The 23,640-nt window shown below is 71.5% G+C and carries 20 protein-coding genes; 17 read left to right on the forward strand and 3 right to left on the reverse strand.

Annotated features, from left to right (window positions below):
* Positions 1 to 15 precede the first annotated feature (15 nt).
* The 6 genes from ABD716_RS14030 (at position 16) to ABD716_RS14055 (ending at position 7,387) form a co-directional block, all read left to right on the forward strand.
* Positions 16 to 1,686 (forward strand): DUF885 domain-containing protein, encoded by a 1,671-nt coding sequence (locus ABD716_RS14030; RefSeq protein WP_344777909.1) that lies wholly within the window; start codon positions 16 to 18, stop codon positions 1,684 to 1,686.
* Between the two features lie 242 nt (positions 1,687 to 1,928).
* Positions 1,929 to 3,377 carry a 30S ribosomal protein S1 gene (rpsA, locus tag ABD716_RS14035; protein ID WP_344777911.1) on the forward strand — a complete coding sequence of 483 codons (1,449 nt, stop codon included), beginning with the start codon at positions 1,929 to 1,931 and terminating at the stop codon, positions 3,375 to 3,377.
* 87 nt (positions 3,378 to 3,464) lie between these two features.
* The gene (coaE, locus tag ABD716_RS14040; protein ID WP_344777913.1) at positions 3,465 to 4,070 is read left to right on the forward strand and encodes a dephospho-CoA kinase; all 606 of its coding nucleotides are present in this window, start codon (positions 3,465 to 3,467) and stop codon (positions 4,068 to 4,070) included.
* A 28-nt stretch (positions 4,071 to 4,098) separates the two neighbouring features.
* A complete protein-coding gene (locus ABD716_RS14045) occupies positions 4,099 to 4,704 on the forward strand; it encodes a GrpB family protein (RefSeq protein WP_344777915.1) in 606 nt (201 codons plus the stop codon).
* A gap of 83 nt (positions 4,705 to 4,787) precedes the next feature.
* The gene (locus ABD716_RS14050) at positions 4,788 to 6,221 is read left to right on the forward strand and encodes a class I adenylate-forming enzyme family protein (protein WP_344777917.1); all 1,434 of its coding nucleotides are present in this window, start codon (positions 4,788 to 4,790) and stop codon (positions 6,219 to 6,221) included.
* Positions 6,218 to 7,387, forward strand: a complete 1,170-nt coding sequence (locus ABD716_RS14055) for an acyltransferase (protein WP_344777919.1) — start codon at positions 6,218 to 6,220, stop codon at positions 7,385 to 7,387. Before ABD716_RS14050 ends, ABD716_RS14055 begins: the two co-directional genes overlap by 4 nt.
* On the opposite strand, the gene ABD716_RS14060 is transcribed toward ABD716_RS14055, so the two are convergent.
* The 3 genes from ABD716_RS14060 to ABD716_RS14070 all read right to left on the reverse strand — a co-directional run bounded on the left by ABD716_RS14060 (position 7,332) and on the right by ABD716_RS14070 (position 9,811).
* Positions 7,332 to 8,591 (reverse strand): MFS transporter, encoded by a 1,260-nt coding sequence (locus ABD716_RS14060; protein ID WP_344777921.1) that lies wholly within the window; start codon positions 8,589 to 8,591, stop codon positions 7,332 to 7,334. The two genes, ABD716_RS14055 and ABD716_RS14060, sit on opposite strands and share 56 nt — an antisense overlap.
* A 179-nt stretch (positions 8,592 to 8,770) precedes the next feature.
* The gene (locus ABD716_RS14065; protein ID WP_344777923.1) at positions 8,771 to 9,457 is read right to left on the reverse strand and encodes a M56 family metallopeptidase; all 687 of its coding nucleotides are present in this window, start codon (positions 9,455 to 9,457) and stop codon (positions 8,771 to 8,773) included.
* A 12-nt stretch (positions 9,458 to 9,469) separates the two neighbouring features.
* Positions 9,470 to 9,811 carry a BlaI/MecI/CopY family transcriptional regulator gene (locus tag ABD716_RS14070; RefSeq protein WP_344777925.1) on the reverse strand — a complete coding sequence of 114 codons (342 nt, stop codon included), beginning with the start codon at positions 9,809 to 9,811 and terminating at the stop codon, positions 9,470 to 9,472.
* Between the two features lie 133 nt (positions 9,812 to 9,944).
* Between ABD716_RS14070 and ABD716_RS14075 the strand changes: the two genes are divergently transcribed.
* From ABD716_RS14075 to ABD716_RS14125, 11 genes are read left to right on the forward strand one after another with little or no spacing between them, the layout of a single operon-like run.
* The gene (locus tag ABD716_RS14075; RefSeq protein WP_344778428.1) at positions 9,945 to 11,504 is read left to right on the forward strand and encodes a cytochrome ubiquinol oxidase subunit I; all 1,560 of its coding nucleotides are present in this window, start codon (positions 9,945 to 9,947) and stop codon (positions 11,502 to 11,504) included.
* A 15-nt stretch (positions 11,505 to 11,519) separates the two neighbouring features.
* The gene (gene cydB / locus ABD716_RS14080) at positions 11,520 to 12,593 is read left to right on the forward strand and encodes a cytochrome d ubiquinol oxidase subunit II (RefSeq protein ID WP_344777927.1); all 1,074 of its coding nucleotides are present in this window, start codon (positions 11,520 to 11,522) and stop codon (positions 12,591 to 12,593) included.
* The gene (gene cydC / locus ABD716_RS14085) at positions 12,590 to 15,973 is read left to right on the forward strand and encodes a thiol reductant ABC exporter subunit CydC (RefSeq protein ID WP_344777929.1); all 3,384 of its coding nucleotides are present in this window, start codon (positions 12,590 to 12,592) and stop codon (positions 15,971 to 15,973) included. Before cydB ends, cydC begins: the two co-directional genes overlap by 4 nt.
* A gap of 49 nt (positions 15,974 to 16,022) precedes the next feature.
* Complete coding sequence (gene uvrB, locus ABD716_RS14090; RefSeq protein WP_344777931.1) at positions 16,023 to 18,095, forward strand: excinuclease ABC subunit UvrB; 2,073 nt, start codon at positions 16,023 to 16,025, stop codon at positions 18,093 to 18,095.
* Between the two features lie 38 nt (positions 18,096 to 18,133).
* Complete coding sequence (locus ABD716_RS14095) at positions 18,134 to 18,817, forward strand: DUF4129 domain-containing protein (RefSeq protein ID WP_344777933.1); 684 nt, start codon at positions 18,134 to 18,136, stop codon at positions 18,815 to 18,817.
* Positions 18,814 to 19,308: a hypothetical protein gene (locus ABD716_RS14100; RefSeq protein WP_344777935.1), complete on the forward strand. Its 495-nt coding sequence runs from the start codon at positions 18,814 to 18,816 to the stop codon at positions 19,306 to 19,308. The genes ABD716_RS14095 and ABD716_RS14100 overlap by 4 nt, the downstream gene beginning before the upstream one ends.
* A gap of 10 nt (positions 19,309 to 19,318) precedes the next feature.
* Entirely contained in the window at positions 19,319 to 20,359 is a 1,041-nt protein-coding gene (locus tag ABD716_RS14105) for an AAA family ATPase (RefSeq protein WP_344777937.1), read from the forward strand.
* Positions 20,356 to 21,720, forward strand: a complete 1,365-nt coding sequence (locus tag ABD716_RS14110; RefSeq protein WP_344777939.1) for a DUF58 domain-containing protein — start codon at positions 20,356 to 20,358, stop codon at positions 21,718 to 21,720. Before ABD716_RS14105 ends, ABD716_RS14110 begins: the two co-directional genes overlap by 4 nt.
* Positions 21,717 to 22,229 carry a hypothetical protein gene (locus ABD716_RS14115; RefSeq protein WP_344777941.1) on the forward strand — a complete coding sequence of 171 codons (513 nt, stop codon included), beginning with the start codon at positions 21,717 to 21,719 and terminating at the stop codon, positions 22,227 to 22,229. The genes ABD716_RS14110 and ABD716_RS14115 overlap by 4 nt, the downstream gene beginning before the upstream one ends.
* A 39-nt stretch (positions 22,230 to 22,268) precedes the next feature.
* Entirely contained in the window at positions 22,269 to 22,991 is a 723-nt protein-coding gene (locus ABD716_RS14120; RefSeq protein WP_344777943.1) for a tyrosine-protein phosphatase, read from the forward strand.
* A 59-nt stretch (positions 22,992 to 23,050) separates the two neighbouring features.
* Positions 23,051 to 23,623, forward strand: coding sequence for a GNAT family N-acetyltransferase (locus ABD716_RS14125; RefSeq protein WP_344777945.1), 573 nt, complete (start codon positions 23,051 to 23,053; stop codon positions 23,621 to 23,623).
* Positions 23,624 to 23,640: the final 17 nt, after the last annotated feature.

The raw sequence follows: 23,640 nt of genomic DNA on the forward strand, positions 1-23,640 counted from the left end.
GGATAGGGTCGACATATGAGCGACGAACGCACTCCGACAGAGATCGACGCCATCGCCGAGCGGTGGCTCGACACCAGCCTCGACCTGTACCCCGAGATGCGCGTGTACCTCGGCCGACCCGGCCGCGAGGGCGAGTACGGCGACTACTCGCCCGCCGGTCATCAGCAGGCCGCCGACGCCGCTCGCCGGGCCCTCGCCGAGATCCAGGCGGCAGAGCCCACCGACGAGACCGACACCGTCACGAAGCTCGACCTCACCCGCGAGCTCGAGCTCGACATCGAGAAGCACGAGGCGGGCTTCTGGCAGCGCGACCTCAACAACATCGCCTCGCCCCTGCAGAACCTGCGCGACGTGTTCGACCTCTCGGCGACCGCGAGCGCCGACGACTGGGCCGTGATCGCCAAGCGCATGGCCAACGTGCCCGCCGCGGTCCGCGGCTACATCGAGTCGCTGCGCGTCGGCATGTCCAGCGGGAACGCCCCCGCGGCGCGGCAGGTGCGCATCGGCATCCAGCAAGCAGACGAGCTCAACTCCCGCGACGGCTTCTTCTTCACGCTCGCAGGCGAGGCGAAGAGCGCCGACGGCTCCGAGCTTCCCGACTCGGTCAAGGCCGATCTGCAGCGGGGCGCGCAGGCCGCAGCCGCCGCCTACGGCGAGCTCAGCTACTTCCTCGACGACGAGCTGCAGCACGAGGCGCCAGAGCGCGACGCCGTCGGGCGCGACATCTACTCGCTCGCGAGCCGCGGCTTCCTCGGCGCGAAGATCGACCTCGACGAGACCTACGAGTGGGGCATCGAAGAGCTCGCGCGCATGGTCGCCGAGCAGGAGGCGATCGCGAAGCAGATCAAGCCCGACGCCTCCGTCCGCGAGGCGATCGAGTTCCTCGACTCCGACCAGAGCCGAAAGCTGCACGGCACCGACGCGCTCCGGCGCTGGATGCAGGAGACCAGCGACCGCGCCGTCGCCGAGCTCGGCAAGACCCACTTCGACATTCCCGAGCAGATCCGCACCCTCGAGTGCATGATCGCGCCGACGCAGAACGGCGGCATCTACTACACCCCGCCGGCCGACGACTTCTCGCGCGCCGGCCGCATGTGGTGGAGCGTGCCGCCGGGCGTCACCGAGTTCGACACGTGGCGCGAGCTCACGACCGTCTACCACGAGGGCGTTCCCGGTCACCACCTGCAGCTCGGCACGGCCGTCTACAACAAGGCGCAGCTCAACGCCTGGCGCCGCTTCGCCGGCACCTCGGGCCATGCCGAGGGCTGGGCGCTCTACGCCGAGCGGCTGATGGAGGAGCTCGGCTATCTCGACGACCCCGCCGACCGCCTCGGCATGCTCGACGGCCAGCGCATGCGCGCCGCCCGCGTCGTGCTCGACATCGGCGTGCACCTCGAGAAGCCGCTGCCCGACGGCTCCGGCATCTGGACGGGCGACTACGCCTTCGGCTTCATGGGCCGCAACGTCAACATGGAGCAGGGCTTCGTCAACTTCGAGGTGAACCGCTACCTCGGCTGGCCGGGCCAGGCCCCGTCCTACAAGGTCGGCCAGCGCGTGTGGGAGCAGATCCGCGACGAGCTGAAGGCGCGGGAAGGCGGCGCGTTCGACGTCAAGGCGTTCCACAAGAAGGCGCTCGACATGGGCGGCGTGGGCCTCGACACCCTGCGCACCGCACTGCTCGGCTGAGGTCCGCCAGGGGCGCGAGAGCGGATGCCTCCCCGCCAGCGGCGCGAGAGCGGATGCCTTCCGGGAGGCATCCGCTCTCGCGGATCGGGAATGCCCGCGTTGAGGCATCCGTTTCAAATCGGGTAAACTTGAACGTCACATTCGTGACTTCTATATCCGCTCGCCTGAAGCGGGGCGTGTTCACAAACACTCGGTGCCATCGTTTCGGGCCTGATTCATGTCCATCCCGGAGTAACCACTCAATGACTACCACTACGACCGAAAAGGCAGCCAAGCAGGTCGCCATCAACGACATCGGCTCTGCTGAGGACTTTCTTGCCGCGGTCGAGAAGACTCTGAAGTTCTTCAACGACGGTGACCTCATCGAAGGCACCGTTGTGAAGGTCGACCGCGACGAGGTCCTCCTCGACGTCGGTTACAAGACCGAGGGTGTCATCCCCTCTCGTGAGCTTTCCATCAAGCACGACGTCGACCCCAGCGAGGTCGTCGGCGTCGGCGACACCGTCGAGGCCCTCGTTCTCCAGAAGGAGGACAAGGAAGGCCGTCTGATCCTGTCGAAGAAGCGGGCTCAGTACGAGCGCGCCTGGGGCGATGTGGAGAAGATCAAGGAAGCCGACGGCGTCGTGACCGGCCAGGTCATCGAGGTCGTCAAGGGCGGCCTGATCGTCGACATCGGCCTCCGCGGCTTCCTGCCCGCGTCGCTGATCGAGCTGCGCCGCGTGCGCGACCTCACGCCGTACCTCGGCCAGGAGATCGAGGCGAAGATCCTCGAGCTCGACAAGAACCGCAACAACGTCGTGCTCTCGCGCCGCGCCTTGCTCGAGCAGACGCAGTCCGAGTCGCGCACCACCTTCCTCAACAACCTCCACAAGGGCCAGGTCCGCAAGGGCGTCGTCTCGTCGATCGTCAACTTCGGTGCGTTCGTCGACCTCGGCGGCGTCGACGGCCTCGTCCACGTCTCCGAGCTCAGCTGGAAGCACATCGAGCACGCCAGCGAGGTCGTCGAGGTCGGCCAGGAGGTCACCGTCGAGATCCTCGAGGTCGACCTCGACCGCGAGCGCGTCTCGCTGTCGCTCAAGGCCACGCAGGAGGACCCGTGGCAGGTCTTCGCCCGCACCCACGCGATCGGCCAGGTCGCCCCGGGTAAGGTCACGAAGCTCGTTCCGTTCGGCGCATTCGTCCGCGTCGCCGACGGCATCGAGGGCCTCGTCCACATCTCCGAGCTGTCGGGCAAGCACGTCGAGCTCGCCGAGCAGGTCGTGTCCGTCGGCGAAGAGGTCTTCGTCAAGGTCATCGACATCGACCTCGAGCGCCGCCGCATCAGCCTCTCGCTGAAGCAGGCCAACGAGGGCGTCGACCCCGAGGGCACCGAGTTCGACCCGGCGCTCTACGGCATGCCGACCGAGTACGACGAGCAGGGCAACTACAAGTACCCCGAGGGCTTCGACGCCGAGACCGGCGAGTGGAAGGAAGGCTTCGAGGAGCAGCGCGCCAAGTGGGAGGCCGACTACGCGGCCGCTCAGGCCCGCTGGGAGGCCCACAAGAAGCAGGTCGCCCGCCAGCTCGAGGAAGAGGCGAACAACACCGGCCAGTCCAGCTCGTCGTCGTTCTCGACCGAGTCGGCTGCGACCGGCACCCTCGCCGACGACGAGTCGCTCGCCGCTCTGCGCGAGAAGCTCTCGAGCAACTAAGGCTGCCGCAGCGCTAGCTGAGCAGTGAGCATCGGGGCCGGGTCCGCAAGGGCCCGGCCCCTTTCGCATGCCGGTAGCGTGGAGGCCGTGAAGCTCATCGCGCTCACCGGGGGCATCGCCTCGGGAAAGTCCACCGTGTCCGCACGACTCGCCGAGCACGGCGCCGTCATCCTCGACGCCGACAAGCTGGCCCGCGAGGTCGTCGAGCCGGGGCAGCCGGCGCTCGCGCAGATCGTCGCCGAGTTCGGCGAGCACCTTCTGCTGCCCGACGGCACGCTGAACCGCCCCGCGCTCGGGTCGATCGTGTTCAACAACACCGCTGCGCTGAAGAAGCTCAACGACATCACGCACCCGGCCGTGTGGGAGCTGGGGCAGGCGAAGCTGCGCGCGATCGAGGCGGACGACCCCGACGCGATCGTCATCTATGACGTGCCACTGCTGGTCGAGGCATCCGCAGAGCGCCCCATGAGCTTCGAGCAGGTGATCGTCGTCAACGCGAGCCGCGACGAGCGCGTGCGCCGCATGGTCGCCGACCGCGGCATGAGCCGGGCCGAGGCCGAGGCGCGCGTCGGGTCGCAGGCGACGGATGCCGAGCGTCTGGCCGTCGCCGACGTGGTGCTCGACAACGACGGCACCCGCGAGGAGCTGCTCGACGCCGTCGACGAGCTCTGGGCGACGCTGCGCGCCGCGTAGCGAGCGGGCCTCTCGATAGGATCCTCTGATGCCCACCATCGACGAGATCCTCAGCTTCGACGACTCGCCGCCGCCGCCCGGTGCGAGCCCGTGGGTCGTCGAGCCGGTTGCCGCACCGATCACGCTGGTGGATTACGACCCGAGCTGGCCCGCGCAGGCCGCCGCGGTCGCCGCGCGCATTGCGGCCGCGCTCGGCACCCGCGCGCTGCGGATCGAGCATGTGGGCTCGACGTCGGTGCCCGGTCTGCCGGCCAAGCCCGTCATCGATCTCGATCTGACCGTGGCCGCCCCCGTGCACGAGGCCGGCTGGCTGCCGCAGCTGCGGGCCGCAGGCTTCGTGCTGACGGTGCGCGAGCCGTGGTGGCATGAGCACCGGCTGGTGCGCGGCGCCGCCCCCGCCGCGAACGTCCACGTCTTCGGCCCCGACAGCCCCGAGACCGTGAAGCACACGGTCTTCCGCGACTGGCTGCGCAGCAGCGCCGCGGACCGCGAGCTCTACGCCGCAGCCAAGCGCGAGGCGGCCGAGGCGACCACCCGCGGGCGAGGTCTCGTCATGGACTACAACCAGAGGAAAGAGGGCGTGATCCGCGAGATCTACGGGCGGGCCTTCCGCGCGGCGGGCTTCCTCGACTGAGCGCTGTGCGGAAGAACGCGCCTTTTAGGGGCGCGATGACGAACACACCAAAGCGACTCAGAAGCGCCACGTAGGCTGGTCAGGTGGTACAAAGCGCGAAAAGTTCGAGTGGGGGAGACGGCGGGACACTCGCCGAACTGATCGCGAAGAGGGCGGCAGAGTCACCGGCCGCCGTGTTCCTCGAGGATGCCCGTTCGGAGCGCGTCGTGCGCTACGGCGAGCTCGCCGGCCTGCCCGCACGTGCCGCCGCTCTCGGCGCCGACGGCGCCGTGCTGATCGCCGCAGAGGACCCGATCGGCTTCGCCCTGAGCTACCTCGGCGCTCTCGCCGCGGGGCTGCGCGTCGCCCCGGTGGCACCCGACCTGTCAGACGGAGCGCTCGAGACGCTGCGCGGGCAGTTCGACGGCAGGACCGTCATCGTGCGCCGACTCTCGGACCTGCCCGCCGCCGACACCGGCGCCGCGCGCCTCGGAGACGCCGCGTCGGGCAGCGCGGTGCTGTTCACCTCGGGGTCGACCGGCACGCCGAAGGGGGTCGAGCTGGGCGAGGCGCAGCTGCTGCACGTGGCCCGCGCGGTCGCCGCGCACAACGCCCTGGCGCCGGGCGACCGCGGCTACAACCCGCTTCCGCTCTTCCACATCAACGCCGAGGTCGTCGCTGTGCTCGCGACCCTCGTGGCCGGTTCGACCCTCGTGCTCGACCGGCGCTTCCGCCGCACGGGCTTCTGGCAGCTCATGCGCGAACGCCGCATCACGTGGATCAACGCCGTTCCGGCGATCCTCGCGATCCTCGCGAAGGACCCGATCGACGTGCCCGAGGGGCTGCGCTTCATCCGCAGTGCATCGGCGCCGCTTCCCGAGCCCGTGGCCGCGGCGTTCGCGGGCATCCCGCTCGTCATCAGCTACGGCATGACCGAGGCCGCCAGCCAGATCACGGCGACACCGCTCGACGGCTCGGCACCCGCCGGATCGGTCGGGCGCCCGGTCGGGGCGCAGGTCGAGGTGCGCGACGACGAGGGGGCGGTGCTTCCTGCGGCATCCGTCGGCGCGCTCTGGATCCGCGGCGACGGCGTCATCTCGCGCTACTTCGGCGGCGTCGCGGCCGACCGCTTCGATGCGGACGGCTGGCTCAGCACCGGCGACGTGGGCCGCGTCGACGCCGACGGCTTCGTCACTCTGCTCGGCCGCAGCGACGACGTGATCAACCGCGGCGGCGAGCTCGTGTACCCGGCCGACGTCGAGGACACGCTGCTGCGCGACCCGCGCGTGCGCGAGGCCGTCGTGGTCGGCCGCCCCGACCCCGTGCTCGGCGAAGTGCCCGTCGCGTACGTCATCGCCGCCGATGCCGAGACGGATGCCGCCGGCCTGACCGCCGCGCTGACCGAGCGTGCCTCGGCCGAGCTGCCGAGGCATCTGCGCCCCGTCGACATCATCGTGACCGAGGACCTGCCCCGTGCGGCGACGGGGAAGGTGCAACGTGCCCGGCTCCGCGCCGCGTTCGAGGAGGGTGCCGAATGACGGAGGCGACGGAGCCGGCCGCCGAGCCGAAGAGCACGCCGGTGCGGAAGCGCCGGCACATCCACGAGATCGACATCATCCGCATCCTGACCTTCGCGTCGGTGATCGGCGTGCACACCATCAGCCACACCGTCGACGCCGACGATGTCCCGCTGCACGTGCTGCTCGCGCTGCTGCACTTCACGCGCGAGCCGTTCTTCTGGATCACGGGCTTCGTGCTGATGTGGAGCTACTTCCACAAACCGGTGCCGATGAGGAAGTTCTGGCCGCGGCGCTTCCTGCTGGTCGGCGTGCCCTACCTCGTGTGGTCGCTCGTGTATCTCGTGATCTACGACTACCCGCGCACCCACCACGACCCCTCCTTCGGCGGATTCGTGCTCGACTATGTGAGGGCCGTGCTGACGGGCACCGCGTGGTACCACCTCTACTTCCTGCTCGTGACGATGCAGGTGTATCTGCTCGTGCCGGTGATCGCCTGGCTGGTCAAGAAGACCCGGGGCCGGGGGCAGTTGGTGCTGCTCGGCGCGGCGGCCGTCGTGCAGGTCGCGCTGATGAGCTGGTACCACTACTGGCCCGACGTGCTGCCCGGCTTCGTCGCCTACGACAAGCAGTACTTCTTCAGCTACAGCTTCTTCATCCTCGCGGGAGCCGTGTGCGCCGACCACGGCGAGGGGTTCCTCGGCTGGATCGCGCGGAACCGCGGCAAGGTCGGCCTCATCACCCTCGCCTGCGGCCTGGTCTACCTGGGGGTCTTCGCGATCCAGGTGGCGACGGGCGCGAGCCTCTATTCGGCCGGCTCGCCGGTGCAGCCGGCCATCGTGGTCTGGGGCGTCGGCGTGGGGCTCGGCTTCGCCGCGATCGGCAGCGTGTGGTCGGACCGGCGCAGGGAGGGCAGTCTGCTCGCCCGGTCGGTCGACACGGCGACCGACCGATCGTTCGGCATCTTCCTGTCGCACCCGCTGATCCTGTGGACGCTGCTGTGGGCCGGCGACGAGTGGTTCGCACGTGCCGTGCCCGACCCGTGGCGCAGTCTGTGCGCCTACCTGATCGTCGTGCTCGGGGCGATCGGGCTCACCGAGCTGCTGCGGCGCAGCCCGGCGAGCCTCTGGTTCACGGGGCGTCCACCTCGGCGACGCCGCGCGGAAGCACCCGTCGCGGCTTCATGACGGCGGCGACCACCGCCGACAGCGCGAGCAGGGCGATCGAGATGCCGAACGGCCACTGCCAGCCGACCGAGTCGACCATCGCGCCGAACACGATGGGCGAGAAGATGCCGGCGATGCCGAAGCCCGTGTTCATCATGCCGCTCGCCGTGCCCGACCACTCGGGCGCGACATCCATCGGGATCGCCCAGAGCGTCGCGTTGCACAGCTCGAGGAAGAAGAACGAGAGCGACAGCGAGATCGTCGCGACGGTGAGCGTGTGCTGGAACAGCAGCGGCGTGAGCCACGCGAGCGAGCCGATGAGCCCGATGAGCAGCACGGTGCGCCGCGAGTTGCGCAGATTCCCCGTGCGCCGCAGCAGGAAGTCGGCGAACATTCCGCCGACCGTGTCGCCGACCACACCGCCGACGAGCACGAGAGACGTGAACAGCGCGTACTTCGACAGCGGCAGGTTGAAGGTGTCGGCGAGGAACGTCGGGATCCAGGTGAGGAACACCCAGAGCACCCAGCCATAGCCGAAGTCCACGATGCTCACCGGCAGGATCGTGCGGACGAGACGCCCCCACGGCGTGGCCGGGCGAGCGGCCTTCTCGAGCTCGCGTGGGATCTCGGAGAGCTCCTCGGCGGTGACCTTGGGGTGGTTCCGCGGGCGGTCGCGGTACGAGATCATCCACAGCAGCGCCCACACGACGCTGAGCAGGCCGATGAGCAGGAACGAGATCTGCCAGCCGGCGACGAAGGTGTTCAGGCTGTCGCCCCAGATGATCAGGCCGCCGACGACGAGCGGCGCGACGGCGTTGCCGAGACGCGACGCGGAGTGCACGACGCCCTGGGCGAAGCCGTTGCGGTCCGGCGGCACCCAGCGCGCCATGGCGCTCGTCGCGGTCGGGAACGCCGCCGACTCGGTGAGCCCGAGCAGCAGGCGCGCACCCACGAGCGACCACAGCCCGACGGAGAATCCGGTCGCGATCGTCGCGACGCCCCACAGCACGCCGATCCAGAACAGGGACTTGCGCGCGCCGAAGCGCTCGCCGATGTTGCCGCCGAAGATCTGCAGCAGGGCGTAGGGGATCGAGAACGCCGACACCGCGATGCCGAACTGCGTCGCGTTGAGGTGCAGGGCCTGCATGATCGTCGGCCCGGCGGTGGAGATGTTGGTGCGGTCGAGGTACGCGATGGCGTACATGACGCACAGGAGCAGCAGCACCTTTCCCCTGACGCGGTGGAGGATCGGCGTCGCGGCCGCTTTGGGACGGGAGAGGGATGTCTGAGAGCTCAACGTGCAGGTCCGATCGGTGCGTCAGGCGTGGTCTGTTCTCAACCTTGCTATCAGCCCGGTACCCCGGATTCGACAGATTGAGTTCAGGATCTGTTCAAGATCGTGCGTCAGGCGCGCACGAGCCGCGCGACGCGGGGCGCCACTGCTGCGGCATCCGCGCCCGCAACCGCCGTGACCGCTGAGGCGAGCACGCTGTCGGGGACGACCTGGCGCGCGTCGTCATCGGCGAGCAGCTCGACGAGAAGCGCGACCGCCTCTTCCGCGCGGCTCGCGATGGGGAACCAGGGGAGCGCGGTGCGCCAGGCCTTGAACGCCATGAGCACGATGTGGTGATGCTGGGTCACGTGGGCGCGCTCGTGGGCGACGACGGCCGCGAGCTCGTCGTCGGAGAGCAGGCGCAGCAGGCCGTCGGAGAGCACCGTGACGGAACGCGGCGCGCCGGGCAGGCAGTAGGCGACCGGCGCCTCGTTCTCGATGAGGCGGGTGCCCGGACGGTCGGGCATCGGCGTCGACAGCAGGTCGACGAGCTGGCGGTGGCGGCGGCGCTGCCTGCTGGTGCCCACCGCGGTGAGGCCGAGGTTGAGCAGCAGGTGCAGGGCGAGCAGGGCGGCCGCGCCCTGCGAGATGAACCACAGGGCGCCGATCATCGAGAGCCCGCCGGCGACGGCGATGGCCTGCCAGCAGAGCATGGCCAGCGCAGGCATCCGCACCGCCCAGCGCGCCCGCGCGAGCAGGACGGGCACGGGCCACGCGAGCAGAATCGCGATCGCGGCGGGGATCAGGACTTTCGTCACTGCGTCGGCGCCTTACGACCCGAGAAGCTTGCGGAGATGGTCGGTCTCACTCTTGCTCGCGCGCCCCAGGAACCGCGCCAGCACAGCCTCGCGGTCGGGCGCCGAGGTCAGCACCTCGTGCATCAGCTCGGCCATGTAGTCGTCGCGACTCAGGGTCGCGCCGAAGAGATGCGGCCGGCGTTCGCGGTCGCGGGTGACGAAGCCCTTGCCCTCGAGGCGGGTGAGCACCGTCAGCACCGTGGTGATCGCGGGCGAGCCGGGAAGTGCGTCGCGCACCTCGGTCGCGGCCAGCGGAGCGGCCGACTGCCAGAGCAGATCCATGACCGAGCGTTCCAGTTCCCCTAGCGATGCCACGCCGCTATTCTACGCGTGGTAGAAAGTAACAAGTTCTACGTTATGTAGAAGTCGGCGAGAGCCGGCGCCTTTCTCATCCGTCGCCCGGAAGGGCGGAAACGTCCGAGAGGACACGACAGTGCATCTGACCGCGCTGGACCCCGTGCTGATCGCCCGCTGGCAGTTCGGCATCACGACCGTCTACCACTTCTGGATGGTGCCACTCACCATCGGCCTCGGCCCGCTCGTGGCCTACTTCCAGATCCGCTGGCACCGCTCCGGCGACGCGCGCTTCTACCGGGCGACGAAGTTCTGGGGGAAGCTCTACCTGATCAACTTCGTGATGGGCGTCGCCACGGGCATCGTGCAGGAGTTCCAGTTCGGCCTCGCCTGGGCGCAGTACTCGCGCTTCGTCGGGAACATCTTCGGCGCACCGCTGGCCATGGAGGCGCTGCTCGCGTTCTTCCTCGAGTCGACCTTCCTCGGCCTGTGGATCTTCGGCTGGGGCCGGCTGCCCAAGGGCATCCACACCGCCACGCTCTGCATCGCCGTCGCCGGCTCGATCATCTCGGCGTACTTCATCATCGTCGCGAACTCGTGGATGCAGCATCCGGTCGGCGTGACGATGGAGCACGGCCAGCCCGTGATGACGGATGTCTGGGCGATCCTGTCCAACAACACCGCGGTCTGGTCGTTCCTGCACACGATCCTCGGGTCGCTGATGGTCGGCGGCATGTTCCTGCTCGGCATCAGCTGGTACCAGCTGTGGCAGCGCCGCAAGGACGGCATCGACGGCGTCGATGCCGACGGCCGCGTGATCCCCGGCGAGAACGCCGCGATCCCCGGGCGCGACCGTGCGGACCACCGGCTCTGGCTCGGCTCGCTGCGGGTCGGATCGGTGGTCGCGATCGTCGCCTTCGCCTTCGTCTTCATCACGGGCGATCAGCAGGGCAAGCTCATGTTCGTGCAGCAGCCCATGAAGATGGCCGCGGCCGAGGCCGCCTGCGACACGACAACCGACTTCTCGGTGCTCTCGTTCGGCGCCTGGAACGCCGAGAGCTGCCACAGCGTGCGCGACGTCATCGTCGTGCCCGGGGTGCTGTCGTTCCTCGCGAACGGCAACTTCGACACCCCCGTGAAGGGCGTGAACCAGCTCATCCCGATCTACCAGGAGCGCTACGGCACGCACGCATCGAACGGCAACGAGATCAACTACGTGCCGCTCATGCCCGTGACCTACTGGGGATTCCGCGTCATGATCACCCTCGGCGGCCTCGCCGCCTTCGCGGCGCTCGTCGCGCTGTGGCTCACCCGGAAGGGCACGGTGCCGCGCTCGAAGTGGGTGATGCGGCTCGCCCTGCTCGGCATCCTCGCGCCGTTCGCCGCCAACTCGGCGGGCTGGGTGTTCACCGAGATGGGGCGCCAGCCCTTCGTCGTCGCCCCGAACCCCACGGGCGACGACAAGCTGTTCCTGCTGACGCAGGTAGCGAACTCTCCGTCGGTGGGGGCGGGGGAGCTCGTGTTCTCGATCGCGTCGCTCGGCGGCCTCTACCTGATCCTCATGATCGTCGAGGCCTGGCTGATCACGAAGTACGTGCGCGGCGGCGCGGCGAGCGCGATCCCCGAGCTGGGCAAGAAGCCCGACGACACGGATGCCCCCGGCGGCGGGACCGGCCAGAAATCGCCCGACGACGTCCTGGCCTTCGCCTACTAGAAGAGGAGCGAGCTCATGGTCGACTTCCTGCCCACGCTGTGGTTCATCCTGATCGCGGTCCTGTGGACCGGCTACCTCTTCCTCGAGGGCTTCGATCTCGGCGTCGCGATGCACATGCTGCTGCTCGCCCGCGACGAGAAGGACCGGCGCGTCATGCTGAACACCATCGGGCCCGTCTGGGACGGCAACGAGGTGTGGCTGCTCACCGCCGGCGGGGCGACGTTCGCGGCCTTCCCCTTCTGGTACGCGTCGCTGTTCTCGGCGCTGTACATTCCGCTGATCCTCGTGCTGCTCGGACTCATCCTGCGCGCGGTCGCCATCGAGTACCGGGGGAAGGGCGACTCGCAGCGCTGGGTCGAGCTGTGGACCTGGTGCCTGGGCCTCGGGTCGTTCGTCGCCGCGTTCGGCGTCGGCGCCGCCCTCGCGCTCACCTCGACCGGCCTTCCGCTCGACCGCAACGGCGACATGATCGGCGGCCCGTTCGCATGGTTCAACGGCTACGCCGTGCTCGGCGGGCTCGCCGTCGTGGGCTTCGCGCTCGTGCACGCGGCCGACTTCCTCGCCCTCAAGACCGAGGGGCCCGTGCGCGAGCGTGCCGCCGCGTTCGCGTGGCCATGGGGCGTCGTCTGCCTGCTGCCGATCGCGCTCTGGGCGATCTGGGTCACCGTGCGGGCGGGGCATCCGATCGCCTGGGTCACGCTCGCGATCGGGGTCGCGGCCGTGGTGTGGTGGGCGATCGAGGCGCGGGCGCGCCGCGAGGGGCTCGCGTTCCTCGGCCTCGGGGTCTTCATCGTCGCCGGGGTCGCGACGATCTTCGAGGCGATGTACCCCGTGGTGCTGCCCGCCTCGAACAACCACGCCTTCGACCTGACGGTGACGAACGCCTCGGCAGCGCCCTACACGCTCGAGGTCATGTCCTGGGTCGCGCTCATCGGGGTTCCGCTCGTGCTCGCCTACCAGGCGTGGACCTACTGGGTGTTCCGCAAGCGTCTCAGCGGCGACGCGATCCCCGAGTCCACGCCGTTCCGCGCCGCCGTCGCGGCGGCGGCCGGCGGCAGCGACGCGGCGAGCCAGCCGTTCGCCAAGTGAAGCCGCTGCTCGACGACCTCGGGCGGCCCGCGCTCTATCTGCTCGGGCTGCTCGGGGCGGTCAAGGCGGCGGGCCTGGTGCTCGTCGCCCAGGGCGTGGCCGCGGGGCTCGCGGCGCTGTTCGACCACACGGATGCCTGGCGCTCCGCCCTCTGGGTCGGGCTGCTCGGCGCCGCGCTGCGCGGCCTGTCGACCTGGGCGCTGCAGGCGGCATCCGCGCGCGTCGCGCTGGGCGTGAAAGAGAAGTTGCGTAGCCGTGTGCTGGATCGCGCGGTGACGGATGCCCGCGGCACGGTGGGCGCGACGACGACGGTCGCCACCGCGGGCCTCGACGAGCTCGACCGCTACTACACGGTGTTCCTGCCGACGCTCGTCGGCGCCGCCACGGTGCCGCTGCTCGTCGGCATCCGGATCCTGACCGCGGACTGGGTCTCCGCCCTGATCGTGGTGGTGACGATTCCGCTGATCCCCGTCTTCATGGTGCTGATCGGGCTCCATACGCGCGAGTCGGTCGCGACGGCGACGAGCGCGCTCGCGCGCATGTCCGACCACATGGTCGAACTGGCACGCGGCCTGCCGGTGCTGATCGGCCTGGGGCGTGTGCGCGAGCAGAGCGCGGCGCTGCGGAAGCTCTCGGACGACTGGCGCGTGACGTCGCTCGGCACCCTGCGCACCGCGTTCCTCTCGGCGCTCGCCCTCGAGCTGATCGCGACCCTCTCGGTCGCGGTCGTCGCCGTCTTCGTCGGCGTGCGGCTGGTCGCCGGCACGATGCCGCTCGAGGCGGGGCTGCTCGCGCTCGTGCTCGCGCCCGAGTGCTACGCCCCGTTCCGCGACATCGGGTCGGCCTTCCATGCCTCGCAGACCGGGCTCGACGCGCGCCGGCGCGTGCAGGGCGTGCTCGATGAGCCGGCCGCCGCCTCCGGCCTCGCGCGGTCGGTCACGACATCCGGCCTGGCGGTGACGGAGCTCACGGTGCGGCACGCGTCACGCGGCTCGGCCGCCGTCAGCGAGCTGTCGTTCGCGGCGCGGCCGGGTGAGATCGTCGCGCTCGCGGGGCCGAGCGGCGCGGGGAAGTCGACGGTGCTGCGCGTGCTCGCCGGGCGCGGGGCTCAGCTGTCGAGCGACGCAGCGGTGACCGGGACGGTCGAGGCGCCGGCCGAGCTCGCCTGGCTTCCGCAGCATCCCCAGTTCGCACGCTCGGGCGCGGTTGCCGAGTTGGCGGCATATGGGGCGACGGATGCCTCGGCCCGCGCTCTGCTCGAGCGGCTCGGTCTTCCCGACGCCGACCCGGCGCGGATGTCGCCGGGGGAGCAGCGCCGCCTCGCGTTCGCCCGCGTGCTCGCACGGGTCGACGCGGGGGTGCGCGTCGTGCTGCTCGACGAGCCGACGGCTCACCTCGACGACGTGTCTGCGGCGCTCGTTCGCACCGAGATCGCCGCGCTGCGCGAGCGCGGGGTCGCGGTGCTGGTCGCCTCGCACGACCCCGAGCTGCGCGCCGCTGCCGACCGGGTGGTTGCGGTCGGCGGCGCGGCTCCCCGGGCTGGGGCCCCGGTCGTTACTTTTTCGCCCAACACCGCCGTCGAGAGCCGTGTTTCCGACGACCGGGCAGACGGTTCCGACGCACGGTCGTCACGTGTGCGGGAGAACACCCCTGCAGAAGCCCCAATCGCGACGACCGGCGGGGACGGGGCCGACCGCGGCGGCAGCGCCCTGCGCGAACTCGCCCGCGTGCTCGGCCCGGCGCGCTGGCGGGTGCTCGGCGCCATCGGGCTCGGAACGCTCGCCGCTCTGTTCGCGACGGCCCTCACGGCGCTCTCGGGCTGGCTGATCGTGCGCGCCGCGGAGCACCCGCCGATCCTGTTCCTCGAGGTCGCGATCGTGGGCGTGCGGTTCTTCGGCATCGGCCGCGCCGCCCTGCGCTACGCCGAGCGGCTCATCACGCACGACGCCGTCTTCACCTCGCTGACCGAGCTGCGCATGCGGCTGTGGCGCGGCCTCGCCGCGCAGGGACCCGCGGGACGCGTCGAGCTGACCGCCGCGAACACCCTCGACCGGCTCATCGGGGACGGCGACCGGGTGCGCGACCTCGCCCCGCGCGTCGTCGTGCCGCTCGCCTCGGGGGTCGTCGCGCTCGTCGCCGCCGTCATCGCACTCTGGATCCTCTGGGCGCCGGCCGGCATGCTGCTGCTCGCGTGCTCCGCCGTCGCGCTCGGGGGCGGGGCGCTCGTCGCCGTGGCAGCCGACGCGCGCGCCTCGCGCGGGCGCGACCTCGATCGCTCCGCCGTCGTGCGGCGGGTCGCCGCCCTGCTCGCCGCCCGCGACGACCTCGTGGCCAACGGCGCGGCAGGCGGCGAGCTCGAGGCCGTCTCTCGTCTCGACGCGCGGGCGGGGGCATCCGCCAAGCGCTCCGCCGGCGCGCTGGGGGCGGGCGCCGCTCTGGCCGTCCTCGCCTGCGCCGCGACGTCGATGGGCATGCTCTGGCTCGGCCAGCAGGCCCACCTCGCCGCAGGCCTGCCCGTGCCGGTGGTCTCGGTGCTCGTGCTGACGCCGCTCGCGCTGATCGAGCCGGTGCTCGAGGCCATCTCGGCCGCACAGCGCTGGCCCGAGCTCGCGCAGGTGCTGCGGCGCGTGAGCCCTGTCACGGCGGCGGCCGATGCCGCCGCGCACGACGAGCCCGGCCTTCCGGTGGGGCCCGTGCGCGGCATCCACCTCGACGACCTCGCGTACCGCTACCCGCACACCTCGGGCGACGTCTTCCGCCACGTGTCCGCGCGCGCCCGAGCGGGCGAGACGCTCGTCGTCACGGGGCCGTCCGGAAGCGGGAAGACCACGCTGCTCGGCGTGCTGCTGCGCTACCTGGCTCCGTGCGCGGGCCGCTACCTCGTCGACGACGCGGACGCCGCCCGACTCGCCGCCGACGAGCTGCGCCGGCGAATCGCCTGGTGCCCGCAGGAAGGGCACCTGTTCGACTCGACGCTGCGCGGCAACCTGCAGATCGCGCGCGGCCGCGATGACCGGGCGACGGATGCCGAGCTCATCGGCGTGCTGGAAGAGGTCGGGCTCGGGCCCCTGCTCGCGACCCTGCCGCTGGGGCTCGACACGCCGATCGGCCAGGGCGGCGCGTTCCTCTCCGGCGGGCAGCGCCAGCGGGTGGCCGTGGCGCGCACCCTGCTGGCGAACGCGGACGTGGTGCTGCTCGACGAGCCGACCGCGCACCTCGACGAGGAAGCGGCCGACGCACTGATCGCCGATCTCGCGGTCGCGCTGCGCGCGAAGACGCAGGTGCTCGTCACGCACGACGCGCGGTTCCGCGGGGTGGGCACAGTGCTGGAGCTGGGCGCGGGCGAACCCGCTCGGACGGTGGACGCCCGGTCGCGCTGACGCGCGGCTTCCCCGCGCCAATGTCACCCCCTCTTCCTAGACTGGATGCATGGCCCAACCCACTCGTGCCGTGCGCCCGTTCGAGGTCGTCAGCGAATACGAGCCGAGCGGCGATCAGCCGCAGGCGATCAGGGAGCTCGCCGGGCGCATCAACGCCGGCGAGACCGACATCGTGCTGCTCGGCGCCACCGGAACGGGCAAGTCGGCGACCACCGCGTGGCTCATCGAGCAGGTGCAGCGGCCGACGCTCGTGCTCGCGCACAACAAGACGCTCGCCGCGCAGCTCGCCAACGAGTTCCGCGAGCTGATGCCGAACAACGCCGTCGAGTACTTCGTCTCGTACTACGACTACTACCAGCCAGAGGCCTACGTGCCGCAGACCGACACCTTCATCGAGAAGGACTCGTCGGTCAACGCCGAGGTCGAGCGGCTGCGGCACTCGACGACCAACGCGCTGCTGTCGCGGCGCGACGTGGTCGTGGTCTCGACCGTGTCGTGCATCTACGGCCTGGGCGCCGTCGACGAGTACCTCGGCGCGATGACCGTGCTGCAGGTCGGCGACGTGGTCGGCCGCGACCGGCTGATCCGCACCTTCGTCGACGCCCAGTACGAGCGCAACGACATCGACTTCTCACGCGGCAAGTTCCGCGTGCGGGGCGACACGATCGAGATCATCCCCATCTACGACGAGAACGCCGTGCGCATCGAGCTGTTCGGCGACGAGGTCGAGGCGATCTCGCTGCTGCACCCGCTCACGGGCCAGGTGCTGCAGCGGCTCGACTCGGTGTCCATCGCGCCCGCGACGCAGTACGCGGCCAGCCAGGCCGCGGTGCACCGGGCCATCGGCACGATTCGCGAAGAGCTCGCCGAGCGGCTGGAAGAGCTCGAGCGGCAGGGCAAGCTGCTCGAGGCGCAGCGGCTGCGCATGCGCACCACCTTCGACCTCGAGATGCTCGAGCAGATCGGCTTCTGCTCGGGAATCGAGAACTACTCGCGCCACCTCGACGGGCGCAACCCGGGCGAGCCGCCGACCTGCCTGCTCGACTACTTCCCCGACGACTTCCTCGTGGTGATCGACGAGTCCCATCAGACCGTTCCGCAGATCGGTGCGATGTACGAGGGCGATGCGAGCCGCAAGCGCACGCTCGTCGAGCACGGCTTCCGGCTGCCGAGCGCCCTCGACAACCGGCCCCTGACGTGGGACGAGTTCAAGAACCGCGTGGGCCAGACCGTCTATCTGTCGGCGACGCCCGGCCGCTACGAGATGAGCATCGCCGACGGCGTCGTCGAGCAGATCATCCGCCCGACGGGCCTGGTCGACCCCAAGGTCGTCGTCAAGCCGACGAAGGGCCAGATCGACGACCTGCTGGAAGAGATCCGCACCCGCGTCGACCGCGACGAGCGCGTGCTCGTGACGACGCTGACGAAGAAGATGGCCGAAGAGCTGACCGACTTCTTGACCGAGGCGGGCGTGCGGGTGCGCTATCTGCACTCCGACGTCGACACCCTGCGCCGCGTCGAGCTGCTGACCGAGCTGCGCCAGGGCGTCTTCGACGTGCTCGTCGGCATCAACCTGCTGCGAGAGGGCCTCGACCTGCCCGAGGTGTCGCTCGTCGCGATTCTCGACGCCGACAAAGAGGGATTCCTGCGCTCCGGCACCTCGCTGATCCAGACGATCGGGCGCGCCGCCCGCAACGTCTCGGGCGAGGTGCACATGTACGCAGACACGATGACCGACTCGATGAAGGCCGCGATCGAAGAGACCGACCGCCGGCGCGACATCCAGATCGCGTACAACACCGAGCACGGCATCGACCCGCAGCCGCTGCGCAAGCGCATCGCCGACATCACCGAGGTGCTCGCCCGGGAAGAGGCCGACACGGCGAAGGTGCTCGCCGAGCGCGGTCGCGGCGAGGGCAAGGCGGGCAAGGGCGCCAAGAGCCAGCGCGTCGGCATCGCCGCTCAGGGCGCCAACGAGCTCGAGCAGCTCATCGCCGACCTCAACGGGCAGATGCTCGAGGCCGCGGCAGAGCTGAAGTTCGAGCTGGCGGCTCGGCTGCGCGACGAGCTCTCCGACCTCAAGAAGGAGCTGCGCCAGATGGAGAAGGCGGGGCACGCCTGAGCCGGCCGGCCCGCAACCGCACCCTCATCGGCTGCGCCGTGGCCGGCGCGGCTCTGGTCGTCGCGGTCCTGTTCGGGGGCGCGCCGCATTTCGGCCGGCCCGTCTGGCTGCCCGAGGGGCTGGGTGCGCCGCCCCAGCCGCAGCACGACCAGGCGCCGCCGCCCTCGCTGCCGCCCGTGCCGCCTCAGAGCCACGGCTCCGTCTGGCCGCTGATCCTGCTCGGGGTCGTCGTGCTCGCGGCCGCCGTCGCGTTCTGGCTCGTGCTGCGCGCACTGCTGCGCGCCCGCCAGGCGCCGCCCCGGCTTCCTCTCGATGGTGCGGCCGAGCCGACCCCGCCGCCGCTCCCGGCCGATGCGAGCGCCGACGACGAGCCCGAGCCCGACGCGCCGACGGTGCACCGGGGCCTGCGGCGCGCCCTCGACGAGCTCGACGCGCCACGCGAGCCGGGCGACGCCATCGTCACGGCATGGCTCGGGCTGCAGGCCGCCGCCGAGGACTCGGGCGTCGAGCGCCGGCCGGCCGAGACGCCGACCGAGTTCACCCGCCGGGTGATCACCAGGGTCCAGGCCGACGAGCGCGCGGCCGAGCAGCTCGTCGAGGTCTATCAGGGCGTGCGCTTCGGCGCGCATCCGATCACCTCCGCCGACGTGCGCGCCGCGCGCTCCGCCGTCGAGCGCATGCTCGATTCGTGGCATGAGCCCATCCTCAGGAGTCGGCGATGACGCCGTTCACCCGTTCGCACGTGCTCGCCCCCTCCCTCGCGGCCGGCGTGATCGCCGGGGGCGGCGTCTGGTACTTCGGCGCCTCGCCGTGGTGGGCCGTGGCGATCGGCGTCGTGGTGGCGGCCGCGGTCGCTCTCTGGCGCGCGTTGCCGCGCCTCGACGAGCCGATCTGGCCGAAGCGCGTGCCCGAGACCACGGCCGGTGCGCGCGACGACGTGCACGTGCTCGGCTGGGCGGTCGCCGACCTCAAGGGGCGCGTGCAGCCGCGCGCGCTCGAGCGGGTTCGCGGCATCGCCCGCGGGCGTCTGGCGCAGCGAGGCCTCGACCTCGACGCGGCATCCGATCGCTCGCGGGTCGAAGGCCTGATCGGTGCGCGCGCATACGCGACGCTGCACAGTAACGTGTCGAACATGCCCAGCCAGGCAGCGCTGCTGGCGACGCTCGACGCCCTCGATCGGGTCGAGCTGCCGGGCGCCGCCTCGCCCCGATGAAGGAGCCGACATGACCGACGCACCGATGGCCGACGCCCGAGGCGCGGGGGCGCCCGCCGACGCTCTGCCGATCGCCGAGATCTCGCGGCTCGCGAACGAGGTGCTCGACCGGGTCGGCAGCGTCGTCGTCGGCATGCGCGAGCCGCTCACGGCCGCGCTCGCGACGATTCTGGCGGGCGGCCACGTGCTCTTCGAGGACGTGCCGGGTCTCGGCAAGACGCTCGCCGCACGCAGCATCGCGTCGGCGCTGGGCTTGCGCTTCCGTCGGCTGCAGTGCACTCCCGACCTGCTGCCCTCCGACATCACGGGGTCCTACGTCTACCAGCCGAGCACGGGCGAGTTCGTCTTCCGCGAGGGCCCCGTCTTCACCGGGCTGTTCCTGGCCGATGAGATCAACCGCACCTCGCCGAAGACGCAGTCGGCGCTGCTCGAGGCGATGGCCGAGGGGCAGGTCACCGTCGAAGGGCGCAGCTTCCCGCTGCCGAAGCCGTTCCACGTCGTTGCGACGAGCAACCCGATCGAGTTCGAGGGCACCTACCAGCTGCCCGAGGCGCAGCTCGACCGCTTCATGGTGCGGCTCGCGGTCGGGTACCCGGGGCGCGACGGTGAGCGGCAGGTGCTGCTCGCGCGCGTCGAGCGCCGGCACGAGGTCGCGAACGTCGAGCCGGTGGTCACGGCAGAGACGCTCGCCGCCATGCAGGCAGGGGTCGAGGCGGTGTACGTCGACCCCGACATCGCGGGCTACTGCGTCGACCTCGCCGTCGCGACGCGCACGCACCCCTCGGTGCAGGTCGGCGCCTCACCGCGCGGGTCGCAGGGGCTGATGCTCGTCGCCCGCGCCCGCGCAGTCATCGCCGGCCGTGACTACGTGACGCCCGACGACGTCAAGGCGGTCGCCATCCCCGTGCTCGCGCACCGGCTCTCGCTCACGGCCCAGGCGTGGGCCACCGGGGTCAACCCGCGCGACGTCGTCACCGAACTCGTGAACGTGGTCGCGGGGCCGCCCGCCGTCGGGGTCGGCGACGCCGGCGGGGTCGGCTCCCGGGCATGAGCACGCCGCGGCCCGGCGCACCCCAGCCGCGCTGGAGGCTCACGATCGCGCAGACGGGCGCGATCGTGGTCGGATTCCTCACCGCCGCCGCGGGCATCGTCTCGGGGCATCCCGATGTCGTCGTGATGGGCCTGCCGCTGCTTGCGCTCGCGGCGTGGGCCTGGGATCGCCGGCCGCGGGCCATGGCGGGGGAGCAGGCGACGGATGCCGCCGCTGCGGCTCCCGTGCACTACGCGCTCACCGCCGATCGCGCCGCGCGCGAGCACACCCTGGGCTACCGCGTGCGCCTCGAGACGGCGCCCGGCGTCGAGGCGGTGCAGCTGCGTGTCCTCGAGCTGGGCGTGCGCCCGCGCCTGCACGTGCTGGCCGCCTCGCCCGAGCGGCCCATCGACGTGCGCGGCCGGGTGCCCGCACCGCACTCGGGCCCGCAGCGCATCGTCACAGCGGACTGGCGGCTGGTGGCCGCCGGGGCAGCGCTGCTCACCGACGTCAGTGCGCCCATCGGGGTCGACCGCACGATCGAGCCCGCCTTCGTCCCCATCACCGCGCTGCCGCTGCCCGCGCGGCTGACCGGCCTCACCGGCAGCCACGACTCCTCGCGGCCCGGCGACGGCGGAGACTTCCACGACATCGATCGCTTCCGGCCCGGCGACCGGCTGCGTCGCATCGACTGGAAGGCCACCGCCCGGCTCGCGCGGGACCCCGGCGAGCTCTATGTGCGCCGCACCCGCGCCCAGGCCGACGCGACAATCTTCGTCATCGTCGACAGCGCAGACGATCTCGGCGAGAGCGTCGACACCTGGGAGCTGTTCGACCCGGTGCGCAGCGGCACGACCTCGCTCGATATCGCCCGGTCGGCCGCGTCGGCGATCGCCGCCGGCTATCTGCACCGCGGCGACAGGGTCGCGCTCGCCGACCTCGCCGTCCCGGGCCGGGTCGCGCGGCCCGGCGCCGGCACCCGGCACCTCGACCGGGTGCTGCGGGCCATCGCGGCGACGCAGCCCGTCGGGGCGGCGCGCGTGACGCGGCGGCCGCCGCTCGTCACTCCCGGCGCCGGCGTGTTCCTGCTGTCAACGTTCCTCGACGACCACCCCATGTCGGCGGCCCTGCAGTTCGCCGCCGCGGGGCACCGCGTGGTCGCCGTCGACGTGCTGCCGCCCGGGCGCACCGACGAGCTGACGACGGCGCGGCGCATCGCCCACCGCCTCGTCATGATGGACCGCGAGAACCGCATGGCGGCGCTGCGCCGCGGCGGGGTCGACGTGCTGGTGTGGGGGCTCGAACGGGGCGACCCCGAGCGTGACGCCCGCCTGCTCGCGCTCGCGCGGCCGCGGAATCCGGCATTGGCGGCCGCCCGATGAGTCGCGCACTGGCGGGGACGGGCGTCGAGGCCCCGGCGTGGGCCGTGCGCGCGGCTCTGGGCGTCGTGCTGCTCGCGACCGCGGCACTGCACCTGGCCGACGCGTGGGGCTGGGTCGCGGTGCTCGGCGCTCTGGCCGCCGCGACGACGCCGTGGGTGCAGCTCGCATGGGTCGCGATGCTGAGTCTCGCGCTGTCCGAGCTCTCCCAGCCGCCGGGCGCCGGCTCGTGGCATCCGTATGCCGTGCTCGCGGGCATCGCGCTCGCCCACGTTCTCGCCGCGCGCGCCGCGCTCACGCCGCTCGCGGCGCGCGTCGAGCTGCGGGTCTTCGCGCGGCCGCTCGTCGTCGCCGGCATCGTCGTCGTTCCCTGCGAGGGGATGCTCGCCCTGACACTCTGGCTGCGCGGTGCGCCGCACCCCGAGTGGGCGCCGGCAGCCGTGATCGCCGCGATCGCGCTGCTCGCGCTCGGCGCCGTGCTGTTCGCGCGGCTCGCCAGACGCGTGGAGTGAGAGCGGATGCCGCGCAGGCGCGGTCCGTAGGCTGACCGCATGCGCGAGCTCGCCTGGGACGGCTACGTCAACGCCAAGGATCTCGGCGGCCTGCCCACCGCCCTGTCGCCGAGCGGCGTGACGGCGTTCGGCCGCGTCGCGCGCGGGCCGCGCCGCGAGCGGCTCACGGCCCTCGGCTGGCAGCAGGCGCGCGACTGGGGGCTGCGCGCGATCGTCGACCTGCGCTGCGCGCACGAGGTGGGGCCGCGCGAGGGGGACCCGCAGCTCGCGCCCGCCAGCATCGCCGACATCACCGTGGCGGATGCCCCGACCGAAGACCAGAGCGACGAGGAGTTCCGGCGGCTCTGCTTCCCGATCCTCGACTCGCCCGAGTACTGGGCGCACAACTGGCGCCTGCAGCCGCACCTCGTGCGCGGGGCTCTCGAAGCAGTGGCTGCCGCCGGGCCGGGCGTGCTCGTGCACTGCAGCGCGGGGCGCGACCGCACGGGCATGATCTCGGCGCTGCTGCTGGGCAATGCGGGGGTCGCCCCCGACGCGGTCGCGCAGGACTACGCGCACTCGGTGCGCGCGATGGCGGGTGCGGCGAATCACGCGCCGACGGTCGATCGGCAGTCTCGCTGGACGGCCGATGAGACCGACGCATGGCTCGCCGACAAACTGCCGATCGTGCGCGAGACCGCGGCGAGCGCGCCGCAGATCATGACCGACCTCGGGGTGGACGAGGAGACGCGGGAACGACTGCGAGGGCTTCTCGTCGTCTAATGAGTGAGGAGTGCGCTGACCGTGCCCCCAGTGCTCCTTCGGCCCCCTAGGCTCGTGGCGTGCCCGCCCCCGACTCAGCGCCCCGGACTCCCGAAGACTCCACCGACCGGCTCGACCTCTATCGCCCCACGCTCGACGACGTCGACGGACTGCACGCGATCCTCTCAGACCCGCGGGTCTGGGAGCACTTCCCGAGCCTGCGCCCCACTGAGCGCGCGCAGACGGTCGGGAGGGTGCGGCGCTGGATGGCCGTCTGGGATGCCGTCGGGCTCGACACCTGGGTCGCACGTGAGCGTGGCGGCGACCGGATCGTCGGCTACGGCGGCTGCTCGGTGCTGCCCGGCGGGGTGTGGAACCTGGGCTACCGCTTCGCGCCCGCGGCGCAGGGTCGTGGTTTCGCGACGGAGCTCAGCCGGCGGGCGATCTCGCGAGCAGAGGCCGCGCGCCCGGCATCCCCAGTCATCGCGTACCTGCTCGAGCACAACGCGGCGTCGAAGGCGGTCGCCGAGAAGCTCGGCATGAAGCTCGTGCACCGCGGGCCCGATGCCGGCAACCCGGACCCGTCGGCGGTTCGGCTCGTCTACGCCTTCCGGGACCTCGCCGACACCGAGCTCGCGGCCGCCCTGCACTGAAACGACGCGGCCGGCGT

Source organism: Gryllotalpicola kribbensis, assembly GCF_039538245.1.
Taxonomy (GTDB): domain Bacteria; phylum Actinomycetota; class Actinomycetes; order Actinomycetales; family Microbacteriaceae; genus Gryllotalpicola; species Gryllotalpicola kribbensis.